16 protein-coding genes and 1 pseudogene are annotated in these 21,014 nt (G+C 54.6%); 9 read left to right on the top strand and 8 right to left on the bottom strand.

Annotated elements, in window-relative coordinates:
* Positions 1–38: 38 nt before the first annotated feature.
* On the bottom strand, positions 39–1,214 hold the full coding sequence (gene manA, locus JJB97_RS14325) for a mannose-6-phosphate isomerase (RefSeq protein ID WP_238714682.1): 1,176 nt from the start codon (positions 1,212–1,214) through the stop codon (positions 39–41).
* Positions 1,215–1,423: 209 nt separating this feature from the next.
* Between manA and fumA the strand changes: the two genes are divergently transcribed.
* Together fumA and fumC are read left to right on the top strand one after the other, a co-directional pair.
* A complete protein-coding gene (gene fumA / locus JJB97_RS14320; RefSeq protein WP_238714681.1) occupies positions 1,424–3,070 on the top strand; it encodes a class I fumarate hydratase FumA in 1,647 nt (548 codons plus the stop codon).
* A 119-nt stretch (positions 3,071–3,189) separates the two neighbouring features.
* Positions 3,190–4,584 (top strand): class II fumarate hydratase, encoded by a 1,395-nt coding sequence (gene fumC / locus JJB97_RS14315; protein ID WP_238714680.1) that lies wholly within the window; start codon positions 3,190–3,192, stop codon positions 4,582–4,584.
* A gap of 47 nt (positions 4,585–4,631) precedes the next feature.
* Here the strand turns inward: fumC and tus are convergent, their stop codons facing one another.
* From tus to ydgH, 4 genes and pseudogenes are all read right to left on the bottom strand, one after another.
* The gene (gene tus, locus JJB97_RS14310; RefSeq protein WP_238714679.1) at positions 4,632–5,564 is read right to left on the bottom strand and encodes a DNA replication terminus site-binding protein; all 933 of its coding nucleotides are present in this window, start codon (positions 5,562–5,564) and stop codon (positions 4,632–4,634) included.
* Positions 5,565–5,772: 208 nt separating this feature from the next.
* Positions 5,773–6,482, bottom strand: a pseudogene (folM, locus tag JJB97_RS14305) (dihydromonapterin reductase).
* A 33-nt stretch (positions 6,483–6,515) separates the two neighbouring features.
* Positions 6,516–7,898 (bottom strand): amino acid permease, encoded by a 1,383-nt coding sequence (locus tag JJB97_RS14300; RefSeq protein ID WP_238714678.1) that lies wholly within the window; start codon positions 7,896–7,898, stop codon positions 6,516–6,518.
* 187 nt (positions 7,899–8,085) lie between these two features.
* On the bottom strand, positions 8,086–9,033 hold the full coding sequence (ydgH, locus tag JJB97_RS14295) for a DUF1471 family protein YdgH (RefSeq protein WP_238714677.1): 948 nt from the start codon (positions 9,031–9,033) through the stop codon (positions 8,086–8,088).
* A gap of 779 nt (positions 9,034–9,812) precedes the next feature.
* Between ydgH and pntA the strand changes: the two genes are divergently transcribed.
* The 3 genes from pntA (at position 9,813) to JJB97_RS14280 (ending at position 14,395) form a co-directional block, all read left to right on the top strand.
* Complete coding sequence (gene pntA / locus JJB97_RS14290; protein WP_238714676.1) at positions 9,813–11,351, top strand: Re/Si-specific NAD(P)(+) transhydrogenase subunit alpha; 1,539 nt, start codon at positions 9,813–9,815, stop codon at positions 11,349–11,351.
* A gap of 12 nt (positions 11,352–11,363) precedes the next feature.
* Positions 11,364–12,752 carry a Re/Si-specific NAD(P)(+) transhydrogenase subunit beta gene (gene pntB, locus JJB97_RS14285; protein ID WP_238714675.1) on the top strand — a complete coding sequence of 463 codons (1,389 nt, stop codon included), beginning with the start codon at positions 11,364–11,366 and terminating at the stop codon, positions 12,750–12,752.
* A 359-nt stretch (positions 12,753–13,111) separates the two neighbouring features.
* Positions 13,112–14,395, top strand: coding sequence for an arsenic transporter (locus JJB97_RS14280; RefSeq protein ID WP_238714674.1), 1,284 nt, complete (start codon positions 13,112–13,114; stop codon positions 14,393–14,395).
* A gap of 53 nt (positions 14,396–14,448) precedes the next feature.
* Here JJB97_RS14280 and uspE read toward each other — a convergent pair whose 3' ends face one another.
* From uspE to ogt, 3 genes are all read right to left on the bottom strand, one after another.
* Positions 14,449–15,399 carry a universal stress protein UspE gene (uspE, locus tag JJB97_RS14275; RefSeq protein ID WP_238714673.1) on the bottom strand — a complete coding sequence of 317 codons (951 nt, stop codon included), beginning with the start codon at positions 15,397–15,399 and terminating at the stop codon, positions 14,449–14,451.
* Positions 15,400–15,534: 135 nt separating this feature from the next.
* Complete coding sequence (gene fnr, locus JJB97_RS14270) at positions 15,535–16,287, bottom strand: fumarate/nitrate reduction transcriptional regulator Fnr (protein ID WP_238714672.1); 753 nt, start codon at positions 16,285–16,287, stop codon at positions 15,535–15,537.
* Between the two features lie 172 nt (positions 16,288–16,459).
* A complete protein-coding gene (gene ogt, locus JJB97_RS14265) occupies positions 16,460–16,975 on the bottom strand; it encodes a methylated-DNA--[protein]-cysteine S-methyltransferase (RefSeq protein WP_238714671.1) in 516 nt (171 codons plus the stop codon).
* Between the two features lie 321 nt (positions 16,976–17,296).
* Between ogt and JJB97_RS14260 the strand changes: the two genes are divergently transcribed.
* From JJB97_RS14260 to JJB97_RS14245, 4 genes are all read left to right on the top strand, one after another.
* Positions 17,297–17,617: a hypothetical protein gene (locus JJB97_RS14260; protein ID WP_238714670.1), complete on the top strand. Its 321-nt coding sequence runs from the start codon at positions 17,297–17,299 to the stop codon at positions 17,615–17,617.
* Positions 17,618–17,697: 80 nt separating this feature from the next.
* Entirely contained in the window at positions 17,698–18,267 is a 570-nt protein-coding gene (gene smrA / locus JJB97_RS14255; RefSeq protein WP_238714669.1) for a DNA endonuclease SmrA, read from the top strand.
* Positions 18,268–18,741: 474 nt separating this feature from the next.
* Entirely contained in the window at positions 18,742–19,389 is a 648-nt protein-coding gene (locus tag JJB97_RS14250) for a DotU/TssL family secretion system protein (RefSeq protein WP_238714668.1), read from the top strand.
* A 29-nt stretch (positions 19,390–19,418) separates the two neighbouring features.
* On the top strand, positions 19,419–21,014 hold a 1,596-nt coding region (locus tag JJB97_RS14245), incomplete at its 3' end, for a type VI secretion system Vgr family protein (RefSeq protein WP_238714667.1).

Here is a 21,014-nt window from a genome sequence, read left to right as displayed (position 1 = left end):
TGTGCGACGGCTGGCTCGCTAGCCGCCGCAAAAGTTAATCAAAGCGCGTTATAGACGCGGGCGATGCGGCCTACGCCGCTGACCCGTACAGCGCCGTCGCTGGCAGGAATAAATACCGACTCGCCAGGCTTTAATATCAGACGTTCGTCGCCTTTTACCAGTACGGCCTCGCCTTCAATACAAAACACAATAGCTGCGCTGTTCTGCGCCAGTTCAGTCGCCTGGCTGCCGAGCGCGTGAAGCGAGAAAGCAAAGTCGTCAACCGGTATCGGGAAGTTCAGCGTCGCGCCGTGCCGCACAGGCCGGGTCAATAGCTGGTCGGCCGGTTTCGGCGTAAATTGCACGTTGGCGATTAATTCAGGAATATCAATATATTTAGGCGTCAGCCCGGCGCGCAGCACATTATCGGAGTTGGCCATGACCTCCAGCGCCACGCCCTGTAAATAGGCATGCGGCGTTTCGGCAAACAGAAACATTGCCTCACCCGGCGCCAGCTTCACAACATTAAGCAACAGCGGTGAGAACAGGCCGCTATCGTGTGGATAGAACGCGCTGATAAGGCGGATAGTTTGCCACGGTTCGCCCTGCTGTTTGTCCAGTTCAGCGCCAAGCACCGCCAGCGCGCGTTTTTTCTCCTCGCCCTGCATATTAAGCAGAGCGGCGAATAACGCGCGCAGGCCGTCGGCATCCGGCTTTGTCAGAAAGTGGGCAATGGCCGGATGCGCGCCTGCGACGGGTTGCAGCAATGATACGATGTCAGAGAATTCGCGAAAGGCGTTCATTGCCAGAAACGGTGTGAGCGCGAAGACCAGTTCCGGCTTGTGGTTGGGATCTTTGTAGTTTCGTTCAGCGGCGTTCAGCGCAATACCCGCGGCGTTTTCCCGGGCGAAACCCGTTTCTGACGATTTTTTATCAGGATGTACCTGAATTGACAGCGGTTGGTCGGCGCACAGCACTTTAAATAAAAAGGGGAGTTCGCCAAAGCGCCCGGCAACCGGCTGCCCCAACGCCGCACGCGGATTTTCATCAATAATGTCGCGCAGAGCGCGCTGTCTGCCGTCAGCCATCGTTACGCAGGAGCTGCTTTTCGGATGGGCGCCCATCCACAGTTCCGCCATAGGTAAATTATCCGGATTCTGAATGCCGTATAGCTGGGTCAGCGCGGTTTTGCTGCCCCAGGCATAATGTTGCACTGAGTTGATTAATTTCTGCATGAACAATGCCTTGTAAGAGGGAGAATAAACTGGCTCTATTAAACCAATTCTGTTGCCTGAAGTAACCCTGAAGCGTAAAAAGTCGTACCAGTCTCATTTTTTGTTAAAAAAATGTATAACATATTTGCCGCCATCATGAGTGGTACGAACAGACGTTATACCGCATCAGAAATGGATTCCACGCCGCTGAAGTTGCAAGTGAGAGAAAAATGTCGAACAAACCCTTCCAGTATCGCGAGCCTTTTCCGCTCCAGAAAGATGACACCGAATACTACCTGCTAACGTCGGATTACGTCAGTGAGTCGACGTTTGAAGGGCAGAATGTGCTAAAAGTCGATCCCCGGGGCCTGACGCTGCTGGCGCAGCAGGCCTTTCATGACGCTTCATTTATGCTGCGATCCGCTCATCAGAAACAGGTTGCCGCTATTCTCGACGACCCTGAAGCCAGCGATAACGATCGCTATGTCGCGCTTCAGTTTCTGCGTAACGCTGATATCGCCTCAAAAGGCGTTCTGCCCACCTGCCAGGATACCGGCACGGCCATTATCATCGGTAAAAAAGGGCAGCGGGTGTGGACCGGCGGCGGCGACGAAGAAGCGCTGTCGCGTGGGGTGTATAACACGTATATCACAGATAACCTGCGCTATTCGCAAAATGCCGCGCTGGATATGTACAACGAGGTGAATACGGGCACTAATCTGCCTGCGCAAATTGACCTGTACAGCGTTGACGGCGCGGAATATAAATTTTTGTGTATTGCCAAAGGCGGCGGTTCAGCAAATAAAACTTACCTTTACCAGGAAACCCGCGCGCTGCTGACGCCGGGCAAGCTGAAAAATTACCTGGTGGAAAAGATGCGCACGCTCGGTACGGCGGCCTGCCCGCCATACCATATTGCGTTTGTTGTTGGCGGCACGTCAGCAGAAGCAACGCTTAAAACCGTCAAACTGGCCTCTACAAAATATTATGACGGCTTGCCGACGGAGGGCAACGAGCATGGACAGGCGTTCCGTGACCTGACGCTGGAGGCGGAATTGCTGGAAGAAGCGCGCAATCTCGGCCTGGGCGCGCAGTTCGGCGGCAAATATTTTGCGCACGATATCCGTGTTGTGCGTCTGCCGCGTCACGGCGCTTCCTGCCCGGTGGGCATGGGCGTATCCTGTTCTGCAGACCGCAATATTAAAGCCAAAATTAACCGCGACGGGATATGGATCGAAAAACTGGAGCACAACCCGGGGCAGTACATCCCGGACGCGCTGCGCCAGGCCGGCGAAGGTGAAGTCGTGCGGGTTAATCTCAACCGCCCGATGGATGAGATACGCAAGCTGCTGTCGCAATATCCGGTTTCAACCCGCCTGTCGCTCAACGGCACAATTATCGTAGCGCGCGATATCGCCCATGCGAAGCTTAAAGCGCTGCTTGACAACGGCGAACCGCTGCCGCAGTACATTAAAGATCATCCAGTCTACTATGCAGGCCCGGCTAAAACGCCGCAAGGCTACGCTTCCGGTTCGCTGGGGCCAACGACTGCCGGGCGCATGGATTCCTATGTCGATCTGCTCCAGGCCAATGGCGGCAGCCTTGTTATGCTCGCCAAAGGAAACCGCAGCCAGCAGGTAACCGATGCCTGCCGTAAATACGGCGGTTTTTACCTCGGCAGCATCGGCGGCCCGGCAGCGGTGCTGGCGCAGCAGAGTATTCGTCACCTTGAATGTGTGGCTTATCCTGAACTGGGGATGGAAGCTATCTGGAAAATCGAGGTTGAGGATTTCCCCGCGTTCATTCTGGTAGATGATAAAGGCAACGATTTCTTCGGACAGATTCAGGACGCGCAGTGTAAGGGCTGTGTGAAATAAACGTCGCGCCCGCTCGCGCGGGCGCGTTTTCAGCGCTACCACACGAAGCGCCAAACTACGCGCCCGCGATACGCCATACTCATCGCTATGCTTTTCTGTACCTTGCAAAGGAGCGAGTTATGGCGGCCAGCCGCAGTGAAAAAGACTCTATGGGCAGCATTAATGTGCCGCAGGCGCGGCTTTGGGGCGCGCAGACGCAGCGATCGCTGGAACACTTTCGTATTTCAACGGAGAAAATGCCTGTCGCGTTGATTCACGCGCTGGCCCAGACTAAACGCGCCTCGGCAATGGTAAATATAGCGCTGGGCCTGCTTGATACCGCACGCGGCAACGCCATTATTCAGGCGGCCGACGAAGTGCTGGCAGGTAAACACGCTGATGAGTTCCCGCTGGCGATATGGCAAACCGGTTCCGGTACGCAGACCAATATGAACATGAATGAAGTGCTGGCGAATCGCGCCAGTGAACTGTTGGGCGGTGAGCGCGGTATGGCGCGTCGGGTACACCCTAATGACGACGTAAACAAAAGTCAAAGCTCTAATGATGTGTTTCCGACAGCAATGCACGTAGCAGCGCTGACGGCGATCCATCACGCGCTGTTGCCGGCGCTGGCGACCCTGACTCAAACGCTGAAGGCTAAATCCGCGGCTTTTGCAGACATTGTTAAAATTGGCCGTACGCATTTGCAGGATGCCACGCCGCTGACGCTGGGGCAGGAAATTTCCGGCTGGGCCGCTATGTTGTCCCACAGCCGTCAACATATTGAAAGCAGCCTTGCGCATCTTGAGGAACTGGCGCTTGGCGGCACGGCCGTGGGAACCGGCTTAAACACACATCCTGAATATGCCGAACGCGTGGCGCAGACGCTGGCGCAGCTCACGGGGCTGCCTTTTGTAACGGCGCCCAATAAATTCGAAGCGCTGGCCGGCTGCGATGCGCTGGTACAGAGCCACGGCACGCTGAAGGGGCTGGCGGCGTCGTTAATGAAAATCGCCAACGATGTGCGCTGGCTGGCTTGCGGGCCGCGCTGCGGTATCGGTGAAATCCACATTCCGGAAAACGAACCGGGCAGCTCCATTATGCCGGGTAAGGTCAACCCGACGCAGTGTGAAGCGCTGACCATGTTGTGCTGCCAGGTGATGGGAAACGACGTAGCCATTAACATCGGGGGCGCGTCCGGCAATTTTGAACTTAACGTGTTTCGCCCAATGGTGATTCATAACTTTCTGCAATCGGTACGGTTGCTGGCCGACGGCATGGTAAGTTTTAATGAACACTGCGTGGAGGGCATTGAGCCAAACCGCGCGCGCATCGACAAACTGCTCAATGAGTCGCTGATGCTGGTTACCGCGCTCAATCCCCATATCGGTTACGACAGGGCGGCCGATATTGCGAAAAAGGCCCATAAAGAAGGCCTTACGCTTAAGGCTTCGGCGCTGGCGCTGGGGTACCTTACCGGGCAGGAGTTTGATGAATGGGTCAGGCCTGAGGCGATGACCGGGAACAAATCGTAAAAGGGCTATGGCCGCTTCTGTTAGTGGAATTACGTTTGCCCTCGCCGTTAGCTGGCGTGCGGCGAAAGCCACAAATGTAGCCGGGGAATCAGCAGCGTGAGCGGCTGTGCCAGCGGCAGATGGCGGTGGCGAATAGTATCCGCATCGTAGTGGGGCAAATCGCCAATCTCCGGTACTGCGCCACCGGGCAGAGTCAGCGTAATCAGCGGTGACGGGCAGGCGTGCTGCACCTGACGCTGGCTTGCCGGATACCAGGCGCGGGCAATGGGCTGCACTTTTACCGGGCGTTTGATTTTCAGCCGCGCATGCTCGGGCAGCGCGGCAATCGTGTTATATTCTGCGTTGAGCTTTGCAATCCACGCATCCCGGCTAAACGGCGGCGCAGCGCGCGGGGCGTCCAGGCTTTTTTGCAGCATGTCCAGTACTTCCTTGCGGGTTAAGTTTTTAATAATTTGCTTATTGGCCCAGCCAAAGCGCAGCGTGCCTGGACCGTCAAGCAGGGTTAGCTGCCGGTAAGCGTTGAGCGTTATCAGCCCCGGCAGGTGACGGTGAACCCATTCAAAACGCTGCCCGGCGGGTAAGGCGGACTCAACGGTAATTATTTTCTCCAGCGTTGCTTTTAGCCTGTTGATTTGACTAATTTGCTCGCGAATGGTCTGCTGCTGCAACGCTTCGGCTTCATAGCACAGCGCGCCGGGCAGGCGTACCGCGGCCTTACTGCTGCGTTTTTCTGACTGCTGTTGGATAAAAAGTTGCGTAAAGTGGCGCAGCGCCATCCCGGCCGCCGCTTTACCGGTATGCTGCGTAACGGTGATGCTTTTCAGCGCAAGATGTTCTTGACCTTTTTCCACAGGCGGCAGTTCAAAAACGCGGGCGGCCAGCAGGCGACACGTCTCCAGCGTAGCGCACAGCGTCTGTAGCGCCTGCTCAAGCGTTCTGAAGGTATCGGTGAGATGTTTGCTCAGTTCATAGCGGTTCATACATTTACTGATATCAATAAAAATAGTTACAACATGCTATTGGTTATAGCACAACATAACACACGCCGCCAGCGTGCGCGGGAACGTCAGCCAGCAAAACCGCAGGGCGGTCGATGGCGTGACATACCTGTCGGTAGAAAAAATAACGCTGGCTTTCATTATTGAGAGGGTAAGCCTTTAATTGTTGCGTACTGAGCTTGAAAGCCTGTCAGCGCAGCGGTCTTCCTCCGTCTACGGCGAAAGTGCGGCCTGTCACAAAACGGCTGGTCAGCAGATAGTCCACCAGGTCGAGTATTTCTTTCTCGCCCGGCGCTATTTTCATGAGCGACTTGTTCAGCGCTTTCTGGCGATATGCCGCGTCGTCGCTTTCATTGAACAGAATCAGCGCGGGTGCAATCGCGTTTACCTTCACCTCCGGCGCCAGCTTGCGGGCAAATGAGCGCGTAAGGTTATCCAGCGCCGCTTTACTGGCAGCGTAGGCGATATGCTTATCGCTGCCGCGCTCAACAACATAATCAGTAAAGTGAATAATATCGGATGCCGCATGGCCGTAGCCGCGCAGCAGCGACGCCAGATGATGATTCAACAGATAAGGCGCATGAACGTGAATTTGCAGCATAGCGCGCAGCGTGTCGCTAAGCGGCGTTGACGGGGTTTCCGCCTGCCAGTGGCTGGCGTTGTGCAAAAGCGCGCGCAGACCATCGCAGCGCGCTTTAACGTCCTCAGCGAAAGTAAGCTGGAAAAATCGGCCGCGATGCAAACGGCGCCGCGTTGGGCCAGCACGTCGATAGCCTCATAACGCGTTCGGTAGCTTACCAGCACGGGAATTTTTTGCGCCAGGATGTGGTGCGCCAGCGCCAGGCCGATGCGACGTCCGCCGCCGGTAATAATGACCGGGCGCTGTAATTTTTTGCCCATTTGTTTATCTCCATCGCTAAGACAGAGTAAAGCTTACCTTATCAAAAACCAGGTTGCCGGGAAAGCGGCGATCAGCATCAGTAAAATAATCGACTTTTCCTGCATATTCAGCGCATTGTCATGCCGATGGCTGTAACGGGCATACAGAAAGACCAATAAACCTGGCGCATACAATACTACAGACAACAGCAGGTGCATCGGCCCGGAGGCATATAACAACCAGATGCCGTAGGCGCTGGCGCCCAGTCCTGTTGCCCGATGCAGCGGGCGGCGGGCAATTTTTACCAAAAATGCGCCAACCAGCAGGTAGGGGACAAGGATCATCTCTGAAGCAATGGTCAGCAGCGTATTGTAATCTGAACCGGTTAGCCAGATCAGCACCAGGCTTAGCTGTACGCTGATATTCGTCAACCACAGTGAAGCCGAAGGCGCGTTGTTGGTATTCTGACGAGCGAATATTTTCGGAAATGCTTTATGGGAGGCTGCCAGCAGCGGCACTTCCGCAGCCATGATTGTCCAGCTCAGATAGGCGCCGCACACGGAGACAATCAGCCCGGCGGCAATAATCACTTCACCCCATGACCCCATCATGCGTACCATCAGCCCTGCCATTGACGGATTTCGCAACTGCGCCAGCTCGCTGCGGGGGATAATGCCCAAAGACAGTAGCGTGACCAGCAAATACACCAGTAACGCCGCCGATACCGCCAGCAGCGTAGCGCGCCCCACGTCACGTTTGTTACGGGCCCGGGAGGAGACGACCACCGCGCCTTCAACGCCAATAAAAACCCAAAGCGTGATGAGCATGGTATTTTTCACCTGTCCCCATATCGGCACGCCGGTGTTAATACCGCTGAAATCAAGCCTGAAAGTATGCAGGCTGAAGGCGGCGACGGCGAGCGCAATAAACAGGCCCAGCGGCAGCAGTTTTGCCAGCGTCGCCGCGACATTGATGCTGGCGGCGGTCTGCACGCCGCGCAACACCAGCCAGTGCACCAGCCACAGCAGCACCGATGCGCCAACGATAGACTGCCAGGTGTTACCGTCGCCGAACAGGCGCAATGAGGGAGTATCGGTAAAAAAACTCAGGGCGGAAAAGACAATGACCAGATAGGAAACGTTAGCGATAACGGCACACAGCCAGTAACCCCAGGCGGAACAAAAGCCTGTCAGTTCGCCAAAGCCTTCGCGCGCATAAGTAAAAATCCCGCCATCTAAATCCGGACGCAGGCGGGTGAGCACCATCATCGCCAGCGACAACAGGAGAATGCCGACGCCGGTAATACCCCAGCCTATTAATAGCGCTGCAGGGGCAGCCACATTCGCCATGTTTTGCGGCAGGCTGAAAACGCCTGCGCCAAGCATTGAACTGAGCACCAGCGCGGTAAGGGCGGTAAGGCCCAGTTTCTTTTCCATAGGTATCCCGTCAGTCAGGGGAGAGGTCCGGAATAATTATATCGCCGCAGCGCATAAATATAGCGGATTACACTAAAGTGCGCGATTTTACGGAGAGTATATTCGGCTTGCAATGAGATATAACCGCGCCTGTTCTGAATGGTAAATAAATGGGCAGCCGACAGGCTGCCCATTTATCATTACGCGATTATTTAAACAGATCGGCGCTGATGGTCATATTACCGCCGCGCTCCTGCCACTGGCGAGTAACGTGATAGTATTTTGCGCCTTTTTTCGCCGCGCGCTTTGCCACGTTATAGGACACGTCGGTCATGCTGCTGAAGTGGCCGGTAAAAGTTACGCTGTCAAACGGCGCCATTTGCGCAGCGGTAATCTTATTTAACTCTTCAATTTTTGTACCGTCCGCAAGCGTGACGGTGTAACGGCCGCCTTTGGACGTTTGTGTTTCGAAAAATCGCCCTACGTTGTGGCTTGGCATTTCAGAAGAGGCCACGCCCGGGATTTCCACCTGTTTTGCCGCGCTCCCGCCGGCGGCCAGCGCGGCCCGGCCAGCGTCAGAATCTGCCGGGATAGCATCCGGGGTTTGTACGATGCGTTTTGGCGCATCGGCTTTATAAATGTAAGCGGTGATGCGCTGGTTGCCGCCGCCGGAGTTGGCGTCCACCTGGCGTACCACATAAAACGAGGACGCCCCTTTTTTCTTCGCTTCTTTGGTAATGGCGTCATTGATATCCGGCTGGCTGGGGAAATAGCCCTGCACGGTAACGGTATCGAATGGTTCAAGGGCGTAGGCCTGCGCTTTTGGCAACTCAGTCAGGCCATTAATTATGCGATTTTCCGGTTTGTCCGCTTTGAGAGCATCGGCACGGTACAGGTCAGCCGCCACGCGCCAGTTGCCGCTGTTTCCCATATCGCTGGTATTGACGATATAAAAAGACGCTGCGCCAATATCGTCTGCGCGTCGGGAAACGGCTTTAGCCGCGTCGCCAAGGGCGTTAAAGCGCCCGGTGAGGGTAATACGTTTAAACGGCTTGAGAGATTCGGCCTGTTGCGGCGTCAGCTCCGTCGCCGCATGTGCTGTGAAAGCCGCTGCGGAGAAAAGGGCGGTTGCCAGAAGGGAATGCTTAAGCTTCATACTGTTAGTCCTTCGCCTTGCGCAAAAGTGTGAAAATACGCTGCTCTATCGTTTCCAGACAGCCGCTGATTATTGCACTGAAACAGTTATTAATCCACAACTGATTGATTTTACTGGTGTTGTTCACTTAAGTTGTTGATAAAAGGGCACGTGTGGCAACGAGCGCACGCGTAAGCGCGGCCGGCCGGTTCATAGCGGATGTAAATACAGATAAGCGCATGGGGGATAATTGTTCGGCCAAACCCAAAGCTGGAAACGTATCCCCGGCGCTGGCTGCATGGTTAAGCGCGTCTCAGTAATCATTGAGGACGATTAACACGGTACGCGAACGCCGGGGGGGGGTTGTATGTGTCGCATTGTCGCACTTGCGTTTCGCCATACTCGACGCCTTAACGCATGAACCGGAAAAAGCCGCTTCAGACCGGGAAGCTGCTAAAAAATACGCGCTTACAGGTTAATGAGTTGTTAATTATTGCTTTTTTCGCGCGATGATACGTTTTTTTTAGGCCCGGCAGTAGTGTTTTTACGGGCTTAATCAAGAGAACTTCAGTAAAAATAGCCGTTTGGGCAGGCTGCGAATTCACTTTTGCTAATATTGCAAAAAATCATCAGATTATGTGCTAGATCACAGGCGCTATTTTCAGTAGGTTATAGAAAGTTTGTAACAGGAGTATTTGGCGGGTGGCGCAGGCGAAGCGTTTTTTGTCAGGCGCTTAAGCGGCGTTGCCCGGAAATATCACAAACAAACCATCATTACATAACCGATGGAAGGGAATACTATGCGTATTGGGGTACCAAAAGAACGGTTAGCCAATGAAACTCGCGTCGCAGCCACGCCGAAAACGGTCGAGCAGTTGCTGAAGCTGGGTTTCAGCGTTGTGGTGGAGCACGACGCGGGCAAGCTGGCGAGCTTTGATGACGACGCATTCGTTCAGGCTGGCGCGAGCATAAGTGACAGTACGGATGTCTGGCAGTCAGATATCGTGTTGAAAGTAAATGCGCCGCAGGACGATGAAATCGCGCTGCTGCGCGAGGGCGCAACGCTGATAAGTTTTATCTGGCCTGCGCAAAACCCGTCGCTGCTTGAAAAATTGGCGGCGCGTAAGATTACCGTGATGGCGATGGATTCGGTACCGCGTATTTCCCGGGCCCAGTCGCTGGATGCGCTTAGCTCGATGGCGAACATCGCGGGATATCGCGCCATCGTTGAGGCCGCTCACGAGTTTGGCCGCTTCTTTACCGGGCAGATTACCGCCGCCGGTAAAGTGCCGCCGGCAAAAGTGATGGTCATTGGCGCAGGTGTCGCAGGCCTGGCCGCTATTGGCGCTGCGGGCAGCCTTGGCGCCGTGGTGCGCGCCTTTGATACCCGCCCGGAGGTGAAAGAACAGGTGCAAAGTATGGGCGCCGAGTTTCTGGAACTGGATTTTGAAGAGGAAGCGGGCAGCGGCGACGGCTATGCCAAAGTCATGTCTGAAGCCTTTATCAAAGCTGAAATGGCGCTTTTCGCCGCCCAGGCGAAAGAGGTTGATATTATTGTCACTACCGCGCTCATCCCGGGTAAGCCGGCGCCTACGCTTATCACCCGCGAGATGGTAGACAGCATGACGCCCGGCAGTGTGGTTGTCGATCTTGCAGCGCAAAATGGCGGCAACTGTGAATATACCGTACCGGGTGAAATTTTCACTACGCCAAACGGCGTCAAAGTTATCGGCTATACCGATCTGGCTGGCCGCCTGCCGACACAATCTTCTCAACTTTACGGCACTAACCTGGTCAACCTGCTCAAGCTGTTGTGCAAAGAGAAAGATGGCAATGTGCTTATCGATTTCGATGATGTTGTGGTTCGCGGCGTAACCGTCATTCGCGACGGGGAAGTCACTTGGCCTGCGCCGCCGATTCAGGTTTCCGCGCAGCCTCAGGCAGCGGCAAAGGCGCAGCCGCAGGCAACGGGCAGCGCTGAGCTGGAAAAACCGGCGTCGCCCTGGCGTAAATATGCGCTGATAGCGCTGGCGATTATTCTGTTTGGCTGGCTGGCAAACGCCGCGCCGCGCGAATTCCTCGGCCATTTCACCGTATTCGCGCTCTCCTGCGTGGTGGGATACTACGTGGTGTGGAACGTCTCGCATGCGCTGCATACGCCGCTGATGTCGGTGACAAACGCCATTTCAGGCATCATCGTTGTCGGCGCTTTGCTGCAAATTGGCCACGGCGGCTGGGTAACATTCCTGAGCTTTATCGCCGTTCTTATCGCCAGCATCAACATTTTTGGTGGCTTTACCGTCACTCAGCGCATGCTGAAAATGTTCCGGAAGAACTAAAAGGGGAAAGCCATGTCCGGAGGATTAGTTACTGCGGCTTATATCGTTGCCGCTATTTTGTTTATTTGCAGCCTTGCAGGCCTTTCTAAACACGAGACGTCAAAGCAGGGCAACCTGTTTGGGATCGCCGGTATGGCGATTGCGCTGATTGCCACGGTATTTGGGCCAGATACCGGTAACGTGGCGTGGATAATCGTTGCGATGATTATCGGCGGCGCTATTGGTATTCATCTTGCCCGAAAAGTGGAAATGACCGAAATGCCGGAGCTGGTAGCGATTTTGCACAGTTTCGTTGGTCTGGCAGCGGTTCTGGTTGGTTTCAACAGCTATCTCGATCATGCGCCGGGGCTTGAAGCGGTGATGGAGAATATCCATCTGACGGAAGTGTTCCTTGGCGTATTTATCGGTGCTGTAACCTTCACCGGATCTGTTGTGGCGTTTGGCAAACTGCGCGGCAAGATCTCCTCTAAACCACTGATGCTGCCAAACCGCCATAAGCTGAATCTGGCGGCGCTGGTGGTTTCCTTCCTGCTGCTGATTGTTTTTGTATGCAGCGACAGCGTGGGAGTACAGGTACTGGCGCTGCTGGTGATGACGATTATCGCACTGGCGTTTGGCTGGCATCTGGTGGCCTCTATTGGCGGCGCGGATATGCCGGTTGTCGTTTCCATGCTTAACTCCTATTCCGGATGGGCAGCGGCAGCGGCGGGCTTTATGCTCAGCAACGATCTGCTGATTGTTACCGGTGCGCTGGTTGGCTCTTCGGGCGCGATTCTGTCTTACATTATGTGCAAGGCGATGAACCGCTCCTTTATCAGTGTGATTGCCGGCGGTTTTGGTACTGACGGCGGCGCGTCTTCCGGTGAAGAAGAAGTGGGTGAATACCATGAAATCAGCGCAGAAGAAACCGCAGAGTTACTGAAAAACTCAAGTTCGGTCATCATCACCCCGGGCTATGGTATGGCGGTCGCGCAGGCGCAGTATCCGGTAGCGAAAATCACCGAAATGCTGCGCGCGCGCGGTATTAAAGTGCGTTTTGGCATCCATCCGGTCGCAGGGCGTCTGCCGGGTCATATGAACGTGCTGCTGGCAGAGGCGAAAGTGCCTTATGACGTGGTTCTGGAGATGGATGAAATCAATGATGATTTCCCTGATACGGATACCGTTCTGGTTATCGGCGCTAACGATACCGTTAACCCGGCAGCGCAGGACGACCCGAACAGCCCAATCGCCGGTATGCCGGTGCTGGAAGTGTGGAAAGCCCAGAACGTGATAGTGTTTAAACGCTCCATGAATACTGGCTATGCCGGCGTTCAGAATCCGCTCTTCTTTAAAGAAAATACCCAAATGCTGTTTGGCGATGCGAAAGACAGCGTGGAAAATATCCTGCGCGCGCTGTAAGTGCCGCCAGACGAAAGTCAACCTTTTGATTTTCGGGTTATTTCGGGCCGAAGCTGCTCGGCCCGGCGTTGGCAACAGTCCCGGCCGCCCTTTGGGCGGCTGGGGCTGACAACCCCATTCTGTCGCAGTCAGAATGGATGAAACACAATAAAAAATAAGGAAAATCAATACATTGATTTTCTCCTGCTTACCACAAAGAAGGAAAAACTTCGTTTTTTCCTTCTTTGTCAACAATCCGGGCCGCCCTTTGGGCGGCTTTTTTACGTCGTTACCCGAAAAATAGTACAGCTTTAACCCGTGCGGCGTTAGGATAAGCGCGGCAAAATAGCGACGTATTAAACGGCGCAAAGAGAGGTGCGATGCTACTGGCTGGCGGAATTTTTATTTTAACGTTGATACTGGTTATCTGGCAGCCGAAAGGGTTGGGCATTGGCTGGAGCGCGCTCGGCGGCGCAGCGCTGGCGTTAATTGCCGGGGTGGTGCATGTTCATGATATTGTGGCCGTATGGCATATTATCTGGAATGCAACGGCAACCTTTATCGCCATTATTATCATCAGCCTGTTGCTTGATGAAGCGGGTTTTTTCGAATGGGCGGCTTTGCACGTGGCGCGCTGGGGCAACGGGCGTGGCCACTGGTTATTTATCTGCCTGGTTCTGCTTGGGGCGACGGTGTCAGCGTTGTTCGCCAATGACGGCGCAGCGCTTATCCTTACGCCTGTCGCCATCGCGATACTTCTGTCGCTTGGTTTTGGCAGCGGGGCAACGCTTGCGTTTGTTATAGCGGCCGGCTTTATCGCTGACACCGCCAGCCTGCCGCTGGTAGTGTCTAACCTGGTAAATATCGTTACCGCAGACTATTTCGGCCTTGGTTTTAATGAATATGCCGGGGTGATGGTGCCAGTTAATCTCGCCGCAGTAGCGGCTACGTTATGTGTGCTATGGCTGGTATTTCACCGTAAAATTCCTGCCCGTTATGATATGTCGAAGCTAAAAAAACCGGCGCAGGCGGTACTCGATCGGCGCACTTTTCGCGCTGGATGGGGTGTGCTGGCGCTGCTGTTGATCGGTTTTTTCGTGCTCGAACCGCGGGGAGTGCCGGTTAGCCTGGTGTCGGCGGCCGGCGCGCTGATTTTGTGGTTTGTGGCGCGAAGCGGGCAAGTCATTAATACCGGACGGGTGTTGAAATCCGCCCCCTGGCAAATTGTGCTGTTCTCGCTGGGTATGTACCTGGTGGTATATGGTTTGCGCAATGCCGGGCTAACGGATTCGCTGGTCGGCTTGCTGAATATCCTGGCCGGGAAGGGACTATGGGCGGCGACGCTCGGTACCGGTTTTCTTACCGCGCTGCTCTCCTCGGTGATGAATAATCTGCCAGGCGTATTGATTGGCGCGCTCTCTGTTGACGCCAGCAGCGCAACCGGCGTAGTGCGCGAGGCAATGATTTACGCCAATATCATCGGCTGTGATTTGGGGCCGAAAATTACGCCGATTGGCAGCCTTGCCACGCTGCTGTGGCTGCATATTTTGTCAAAAAAACGCATAACGGTGACGTGGGGCTATTATATCCGCATGGGCGTGATAATGACTGTGCCGGTGCTGCTGGTTACGCTTAGCGCTCTTGCGTTACGCCTGTCGTTATAACGGAGAAAGGGCGACCGGGGCGGCCGCCCTTGTTTAACGTACGCCGCTGCGCCTTAATCGTCTTCGTCGTCGTCTGTCTCAGCCGGCGTTTGATAATCATCCGGCTTAATGACCAGCAGATCGCAACGCAGATGGTCAATCACCTGCTCGGCGGTGTTGCCAAGAAAGGCGGCGGAAATACCGGTACGGCCAACGGTACCGAGCACCACAATACCCGCATCCAGGTGCTCTGCCAGATCCGGGATAACCTCTTCCGGCAGCCCTTTTTCTACATGCGTCATTTTTTCGTCGATGTTAAACTGCTGGCGCAGCGCTTTCATCGCCAGCAGGTGTTGGCCGCGGATAGCGTCGTTATAGACGCTGGGGTCGAAGTCAGGCAACTCAATGGCAATGTTGACGGGCGTAATGGGATAAGCCCCGACCAGGTGTACTTCGGTATGGTTAACCCGTTCGGCCAGTTGCTGTGTTTCACGCACCAGCTTCTCATTAAGCGCGTTGTGATACTGCTCTTCGCTGGCAAGATTTACCGCCACCAGCGCTTTGCCGCCTTCCGGCCAGGGTTTATCTTTTACCATCCATACCGGACACGGGCTTTTGCGTAGCAGGTGCCAGTCAGTAGGAGTGAAAATCACGGCTTCAAGCCTGTCATGCTGGTGCGCCATTTTCAAAATCAGATCGTGCTCGCCCTCAATCACTTCCTGAATAATGGCTTCAAAGGGTCTGTTATGCCAGACTACTTTAATATCAACGGGAATGCCGGCGTCGATATAGTGCTGTGCCTGTGCGCGTATCCATTCGGTCCGCTGAGCGATAACGCCTTTGCGCATGGCAGTGCGTTCGTCGGGAGATAGCAGGGTGGTCATTTCATAGGAAAAATCATAGATGGGCAAAAAGGCTTTAATTTTCCCGCCAATCTGTTGATGCAGGTACACCGCACGCCGTAGCGCAGGCTGATCGTCCTGGCCTGGGTCGATTGCGACCAGCATGTTTTGATACTTCGCCATACAGGGCTCCTTACCACTGCAAACCACAGTCTATCGGTAAGATTAACCTATAAGGCGCAATTCAAACAGGAAAGAAACGGCCGCCGGATCACTAAATGAGTAAATCGCGCAACCCGGCGGCAGAGGAGGAGCGTATCAGGCGACGTTGCGCGTCTGCCCGGCCAGTTGGGCCAGCATCTCGCTGTTTTCTATAGTAATGTATTTCCCTTTCACCGACAGCATACCGCTTTTTTGAAAGCGCCCCAGCAGGCGGCTGATGGTTTCAACCGTCAAACCGAGATAGTTGCCAATATCGCCGCGGGTCATCGTCAGGCGAAATTCACGCGGTGAAAAGCCTCGCTGGGCAAAACGGTGTGACAGGTTATAAATAAATGCAGCCAGACGTTCTTCTGCATTCTTTTTGGACAAAAGCAGGATCATGTCCTGATCGCCCTTAATTTCGCCGCTCATCAGGCGCATCATCTGCTGGCGCAGATTAGGCATTTTACCGGAGAGATCATCCAGGGTTTCAAACGGAATTTCGCAAACCATCGATGTTTCCAGCGCCTGGGCAAAACTTGGATGATGCCCGGTGCCGATAGCGTCAAACCCTACTAAATCGCCCGCTAAGTGGAAGCCGGTTATCTGCTCGTCACCCTGTTCGGTAATGGTATAACTCTTAATAGTGCCGGATCGGATGGCATACAGCGATTTCAACTCATCACCCGCTTTAAACAGCGTCTGACCTTTCTGAATCGGCTTTTTGCGCTCAATAATATTATCGAGTTGGTCAAGCTCATGCTCGTTGAGTGTAAACGGAATGCACAACTGACTAATGCTGCAATCCTGACAATGGATGGCACAACCACCGGACTGAATGCGTCGGATAATGCGCTTTTCTGGGATCATAAGTACGCTCAAGCCCTAATTGATATGCGTCAATTTTAACATCATTTTATGCACGTGATAAGTACGGGAAAAGTGCAAATTGCCGATGATCGACTATCCTGTCAGGAATTTTCGCCATGTCATTAACGGATATGTATTTTTTTTAAGGAAACTAAAATTTTTTTGTATTACTTTACAAAAGCAAATAGCCTTCATGGCGCAGCAGCCACTCTTTACGCGATACGCCGCCGGCGTAGCCGGTCATCGTACCGTTACTGCCGATAACCCGGTGGCAGGGCACAACTATACTCACCGGGTTTGAGCCGTTTGCGGCGCCGACCGCGCGCGCTGCGCCCGGGCGACCGAGTTTTTTTGCCAGCTCACCGTAACGCATGACCTGGCCGCAGGGTATTGCGCGTAATGCCTGCCAGACTTCTCGCTGAAACGGCGTACCTGCCGTGGCGCTGGGAAGCCCGTTAATGACAGCCAGTTCGCCTTCAAAATAGGCCTGCAATTTTGCGCTAAGCCCGCCTGGATTTTTACTGGCGCGGCGCCTGTATCCTTCTGAGCGATAGTGGATATCCAGCAGTTGTTCCATGCGATCGCTGTGCTCTTCCCACTCAACCGCGCGCAGGTTAAATGCTTCATCACAGATAACCCACAGCGGGCCTACGGGGGTGGCAATCTTGTCTTCAAGAAGGATTAGCATTTACGTCTCCATTATTCAGGCCAGCTCCATAAGCAGGTCGTCAGGCTATCGTGTTGCCGGTGAGGATATGGCAGGCTTCGCAGTGTAAAAAGAAATTGGCCGTCTGGCAAAGGTACGTATGCGATCGGTTTGTTCTCCCGGTGCGTTTAGCGCCAGGCAGCGTATCTTTTTTATTCAGCGTCTGACGACAATATGATAATGTTTGCCTAAGAATATTCCTGTCCGCTGGCGCTTTTATTACAGATCACGCGCTTAGCGTGCTTTTACCCATATTGCCTTTATTTGCTTTTGCTGCGTCCCGACGACGCTGGAGTACCAGGTATGTTTCGTGTTTCACAGGGGCGTCGGCAAGCCCTGCTGCGATGGTCGGATCTTAAGTGCCGCTATCGTCTGCCAATTATTGCTTTTATCTTTTCGTTAATAGGGAGCATCGGCTGGTCGGCTTTTTATCATCATTCGCTATTCATGCAGGCGGAAAAGGCGCGAGTAGCCGCGCTTAGTAAAACGCGTCAACAACAAACTCTCGATGAGTTACTGGCGCGTCAGCAGGCCCTTTCAGGGCAGGCGCAGGTACAGGCGGATGCGCGCGCCCCCCTTCGCGGTCTTCAGCAGAAAAATTCGATGGCTGAAACAGCGCTATAACCTTGTTCCGGTTCAGCCGTTGAGCGCGGGACGCCGGGCGGCTATAGTATACGAATTATCGCTGTGGCCGGAGACAGGGGATGAGTCAGGACGAAAAAATGCTGTTTCTTGACGCAATGGAAGATGTTAAGCCGTTAAAAACCTGCCGTGGCGGCACGCAGTGGAATAAGGCTAAAACGCTACGCCCGCGTCAGCATACCGATACCCTACAGCTCGACAATTTTCTCACTATTGGTTATCTGGATATCGTACCGCCCGGCGAACCGCTGGCGTTTAAGCGCGAAGGGGTGCAAACCGGGGTGCTGGATAAACTGCGTCAGGGAAAATATCCACGCCAGGCGACCCTTAATCTGCTGCGCCAGCCGGTAGAGCAGTGCCGGCAAATGCTCTATGCCTTTATTATCCAGGCGAAACGCGAGGGCCTGCGTAACCTGCTTATCATTCACGGGCGCGGTAGCGCTGCTCAATCTCACGCCAACATTGTGCGTAGCTACGTTGCGCGCTGGCTGACCGAATTTAATGAGGTGCAGGCTTATTGCAGCGCGCAGCTCCATCATGGCGGCAGCGGCGCCTGCTATGTGGCATTACGCAAGTCGGCGCAGGCGAAGCTTGATAACCGCGAACGCCACGCCGCGCGGCGCGCGCGGTAAACCTGCCGTTCCGCCCTGTTTTTCCCGCCTGTTTCCTTGTATCCGCAGCGCCCAGCCCGGCGCTGCGCGTTGCTGTACGCGCTGATTTGGGAACGATGCGGGCAATGTTTAATCCGCGTTCTCCGGCGTCATGAAAAGTTTCTGAAAGCGCTTATAGCGCGCCTGATGATTCTGTTAAAAGGCGAGTCGTATACAAAACAGCATCAGGTGAAAGCGTGCAGGATGCCGTCTGTATTTCTTTCAGTTCCTGCCAGAGTGAACGGCTGTTTTCTTTGACTGGCGCAGGAGTATCGAATGTGCGCGTAGAGCGGGTAATTTCTGACTTATACCGTTGTCATAACCCTGCGTAATTTAACTTTACAATTAAATATTTCGTGCTTTATTTTTAGCCACTGGATATCTAATACTTTTCACATAATTGCGTGAAGGGGCTGACAGGCCTTGCGGATCGCAGCGCGCAAGGAATTATTCTGTATGGAAGCAGGCGATAAGACGCCAACGGAGCTGGATTTAGTCGATGTTGTTTTTCTGAACACCTGGCTGTTTGTCCTGAATATAAAAAATGGGCATCCGATAACTGTTGATAACGCGCAGTTTAAACGCTGCTGCCAGTGGATAGAAAATGCCAGAACGCAACTGAGCGCATTGCCGCAACCGGTGGTGAATGAGCTGTTGTTTGCTCAGTGCGCGCTCATTGATGAAACCATCAAAACCCTGCCGGATACGGATGTTTCCGTGTGGTATAGCCAGCCGCTTCAGTCCCGTTTTTTTGGCCGTATTGATGCCGGCGAAGCCATTTTTGAGCGCATACAACATCTGCTGCATAACCCCGACCCGGCCCCTGAACGGGGACGTATGTATCACCGGCTTTTACTGCTGGGGTTTCGCGGCAAATACCGTGACGAAAATGAAGAGATGTGCCTGGGGATTATGCGTCGGCTTGAGGCGTTGCCGGGCGCGGCGCAATCGTGCGCAATACCCGCCGATGGGGTTATTCGCGTTGGGGGCGCTGATAACCGGCGGTGGCGCTCGCCGTGGGTGACGCTGGCGTTTCTGGTGGTACTCAATACCCTGTTATGGGCAGGCGTGAAGATGTATTTATTCACTCAGTACGCAGGCTGAGTTAATTGCAGGAATAAGGAAGAGAAGCAATGGGAATGGCGGATTATATCATGCGGGGAGGTCAGCATGGCGTGTACAACCCCTACCAGCTCAGGCTTAAAAAGCTGAGTAAAGCGCGCCCTGATATTCAGGTCTCGGTGCTGAAATTCAGCGGTACGGAGGCGCTGAACCAGATCCCCCGTTATGAAATCGAATTCACCAGCGCCACGCCTGATATCCCCGGCCATCTTTTGATTAACTATACCGCCGAACTGCTGATGTACCCGGATGGCGAGGTCTGGGAAACGCTCACGCCGCGCGTTATCCCCGGTATTATCACTGAGTTTCGCCAGTGCAACACCAGTGCTGACATTACCCGCTATGTGGCGGTGCTGGAGCACCGCATGGCGCGTATGGCGCAGGGCCGCAACAGCGCAGTCTGGCTTAACGAGAGCATCATCAGCCTGACCGAAAAGACCTTCAGCAATCATCTTATCGATAAGCTGAGCTTCGCCTTTAAGCTTGCCACTCGCTATCCGCTGCGCGACTTTATGCTCCAGTATGAAGAGGCGGATTACCTCCACGTGGCCCGCAGGCTGGCGGATGCCGGCGTGGCCTTTTACCGCCAGTACGATGAAGAAAACAATGAGGACGTGATAGTCCTGACCGACCATGCGCACGGCTGGGTAAAAGGCCCGGCGCTGCCGTACCGCCATCCGGCGGGCGTTTACGACGCGGGGAAGGAATCGGTCTGGGATATGCAGGTTATCCGCACGGCGGTGCCGAAGCAGGTGGTGGTGAACGACGACAACTACCAGCAGGCGCAGAGCGACATGAAGGCGGAGGTGAAAACCGACGAGGACTACCGCGCGCTGTGGGCCGAGGAGTACCGCTGGGCGGAGCACTACCCGGAGGCGGGGCGGGCGTATGAGGCGCAGCCCGGGCAGGGTGGCTGGTATGCCGGTCTGCGGCGTGAGCGCCATCGCAGTAAGCTGATTACCTTTGAAGGTAAAAGCAATGCCATGCGCCTGCGTCCCGGCATGATAATCACCACGCCGGGCAAAGACTGGCCGGACGCGCCGGACGGCCTGCTGATTGTCTCCACCGCCTGCCACAATATCGCCCGGGATGCCTCCTACTTTATTACCTTCACCGCTGTGCCCTGGAGTATTCACCACACCTGGCGGCCTGAAGAGCTGCCCTGGCCTGCCATGAGCGGGACGCTGTCAGCCCGTATTTCCAGCACTACCGAAAACGACATCTACTCGCATATCGACGCGCAGGGGCGCTACCGTATCCGCTTCGACCCGGACCGTGGCGAGTGGCAGAAGGGGTTTGAAAGCTGTTGGGTACGGCTGGCAAAACCGTATGCCGGTGACGATTACGGCTTTCACTGTCCGCTGCTGGACGGCACAGGGGTGAGGGTGGCGTTTGAGAACGGCGACCCGGACCGGCCATATATTTCGCATGTGATGCACGACTCGCGCCACGGCGACCACGTGACGCAGCAGAACCACAAGCGCAACATTCTGCGTACGCCCGCAAAAAACACGCTGCTAATGGACGACTGGCGCGGGCATGAGTTTATCCACCTCAGTACGCCGCATTCGGGCAACAGCGAGCTGAACCTGGGGCATCTGGTGGAC

The organism is Tenebrionibacter intestinalis (assembly GCF_016632365.1).
Classification (GTDB): Bacteria; Pseudomonadota; Gammaproteobacteria; order Enterobacterales; family Enterobacteriaceae; genus Tenebrionibacter; species Tenebrionibacter intestinalis.
Note: the sequence above shows the minus strand (reverse complement) of the source record. Positions and strands in the feature narration are given on the sequence as shown.

Excerpts from the sequence above, each read along its gene's own strand:
- fnr (WP_238714672.1), bottom strand. The coding sequence starts at position 16,287 with ATGATCCCAGAAAAGCGCATTATCCGACGCATTCAGTCCGGTGGTTGT.
- smrA (WP_238714669.1), top strand. The coding sequence starts at position 17,698 with ATGAGTCAGGACGAAAAAATGCTGTTTCTTGACGCAATGGAAGATGTT.
- JJB97_RS14300 (WP_238714678.1), bottom strand. The coding sequence starts at position 7,898 with ATGGAAAAGAAACTGGGCCTTACCGCCCTTACCGCGCTGGTGCTCAGT.
- ogt (WP_238714671.1), bottom strand. The coding sequence starts at position 16,975 with ATGCTAATCCTTCTTGAAGACAAGATTGCCACCCCCGTAGGCCCGCTG.
- uspE (WP_238714673.1), bottom strand. The coding sequence starts at position 15,399 with ATGGCGAAGTATCAAAACATGCTGGTCGCAATCGACCCAGGCCAGGAC.
- fumA (WP_238714681.1), top strand. The coding sequence starts at position 1,424 with ATGTCGAACAAACCCTTCCAGTATCGCGAGCCTTTTCCGCTCCAGAAA.
- ydgH (WP_238714677.1), bottom strand. The coding sequence starts at position 9,033 with ATGAAGCTTAAGCATTCCCTTCTGGCAACCGCCCTTTTCTCCGCAGCG.
- JJB97_RS14250 (WP_238714668.1), top strand. The coding sequence starts at position 18,742 with ATGGAAGCAGGCGATAAGACGCCAACGGAGCTGGATTTAGTCGATGTT.
- manA (WP_238714682.1), bottom strand. The coding sequence starts at position 1,214 with ATGCAGAAATTAATCAACTCAGTGCAACATTATGCCTGGGGCAGCAAA.
- pntA (WP_238714676.1), top strand. The coding sequence starts at position 9,813 with ATGCGTATTGGGGTACCAAAAGAACGGTTAGCCAATGAAACTCGCGTC.
- pntB (WP_238714675.1), top strand. The coding sequence starts at position 11,364 with ATGTCCGGAGGATTAGTTACTGCGGCTTATATCGTTGCCGCTATTTTG.
- fumC (WP_238714680.1), top strand. The coding sequence starts at position 3,190 with ATGGCGGCCAGCCGCAGTGAAAAAGACTCTATGGGCAGCATTAATGTG.
- JJB97_RS14260 (WP_238714670.1), top strand. The coding sequence starts at position 17,297 with ATGTTTCGTGTTTCACAGGGGCGTCGGCAAGCCCTGCTGCGATGGTCG.
- tus (WP_238714679.1), bottom strand. The coding sequence starts at position 5,564 with ATGAACCGCTATGAACTGAGCAAACATCTCACCGATACCTTCAGAACG.
- JJB97_RS14280 (WP_238714674.1), top strand. The coding sequence starts at position 13,112 with ATGCTACTGGCTGGCGGAATTTTTATTTTAACGTTGATACTGGTTATC.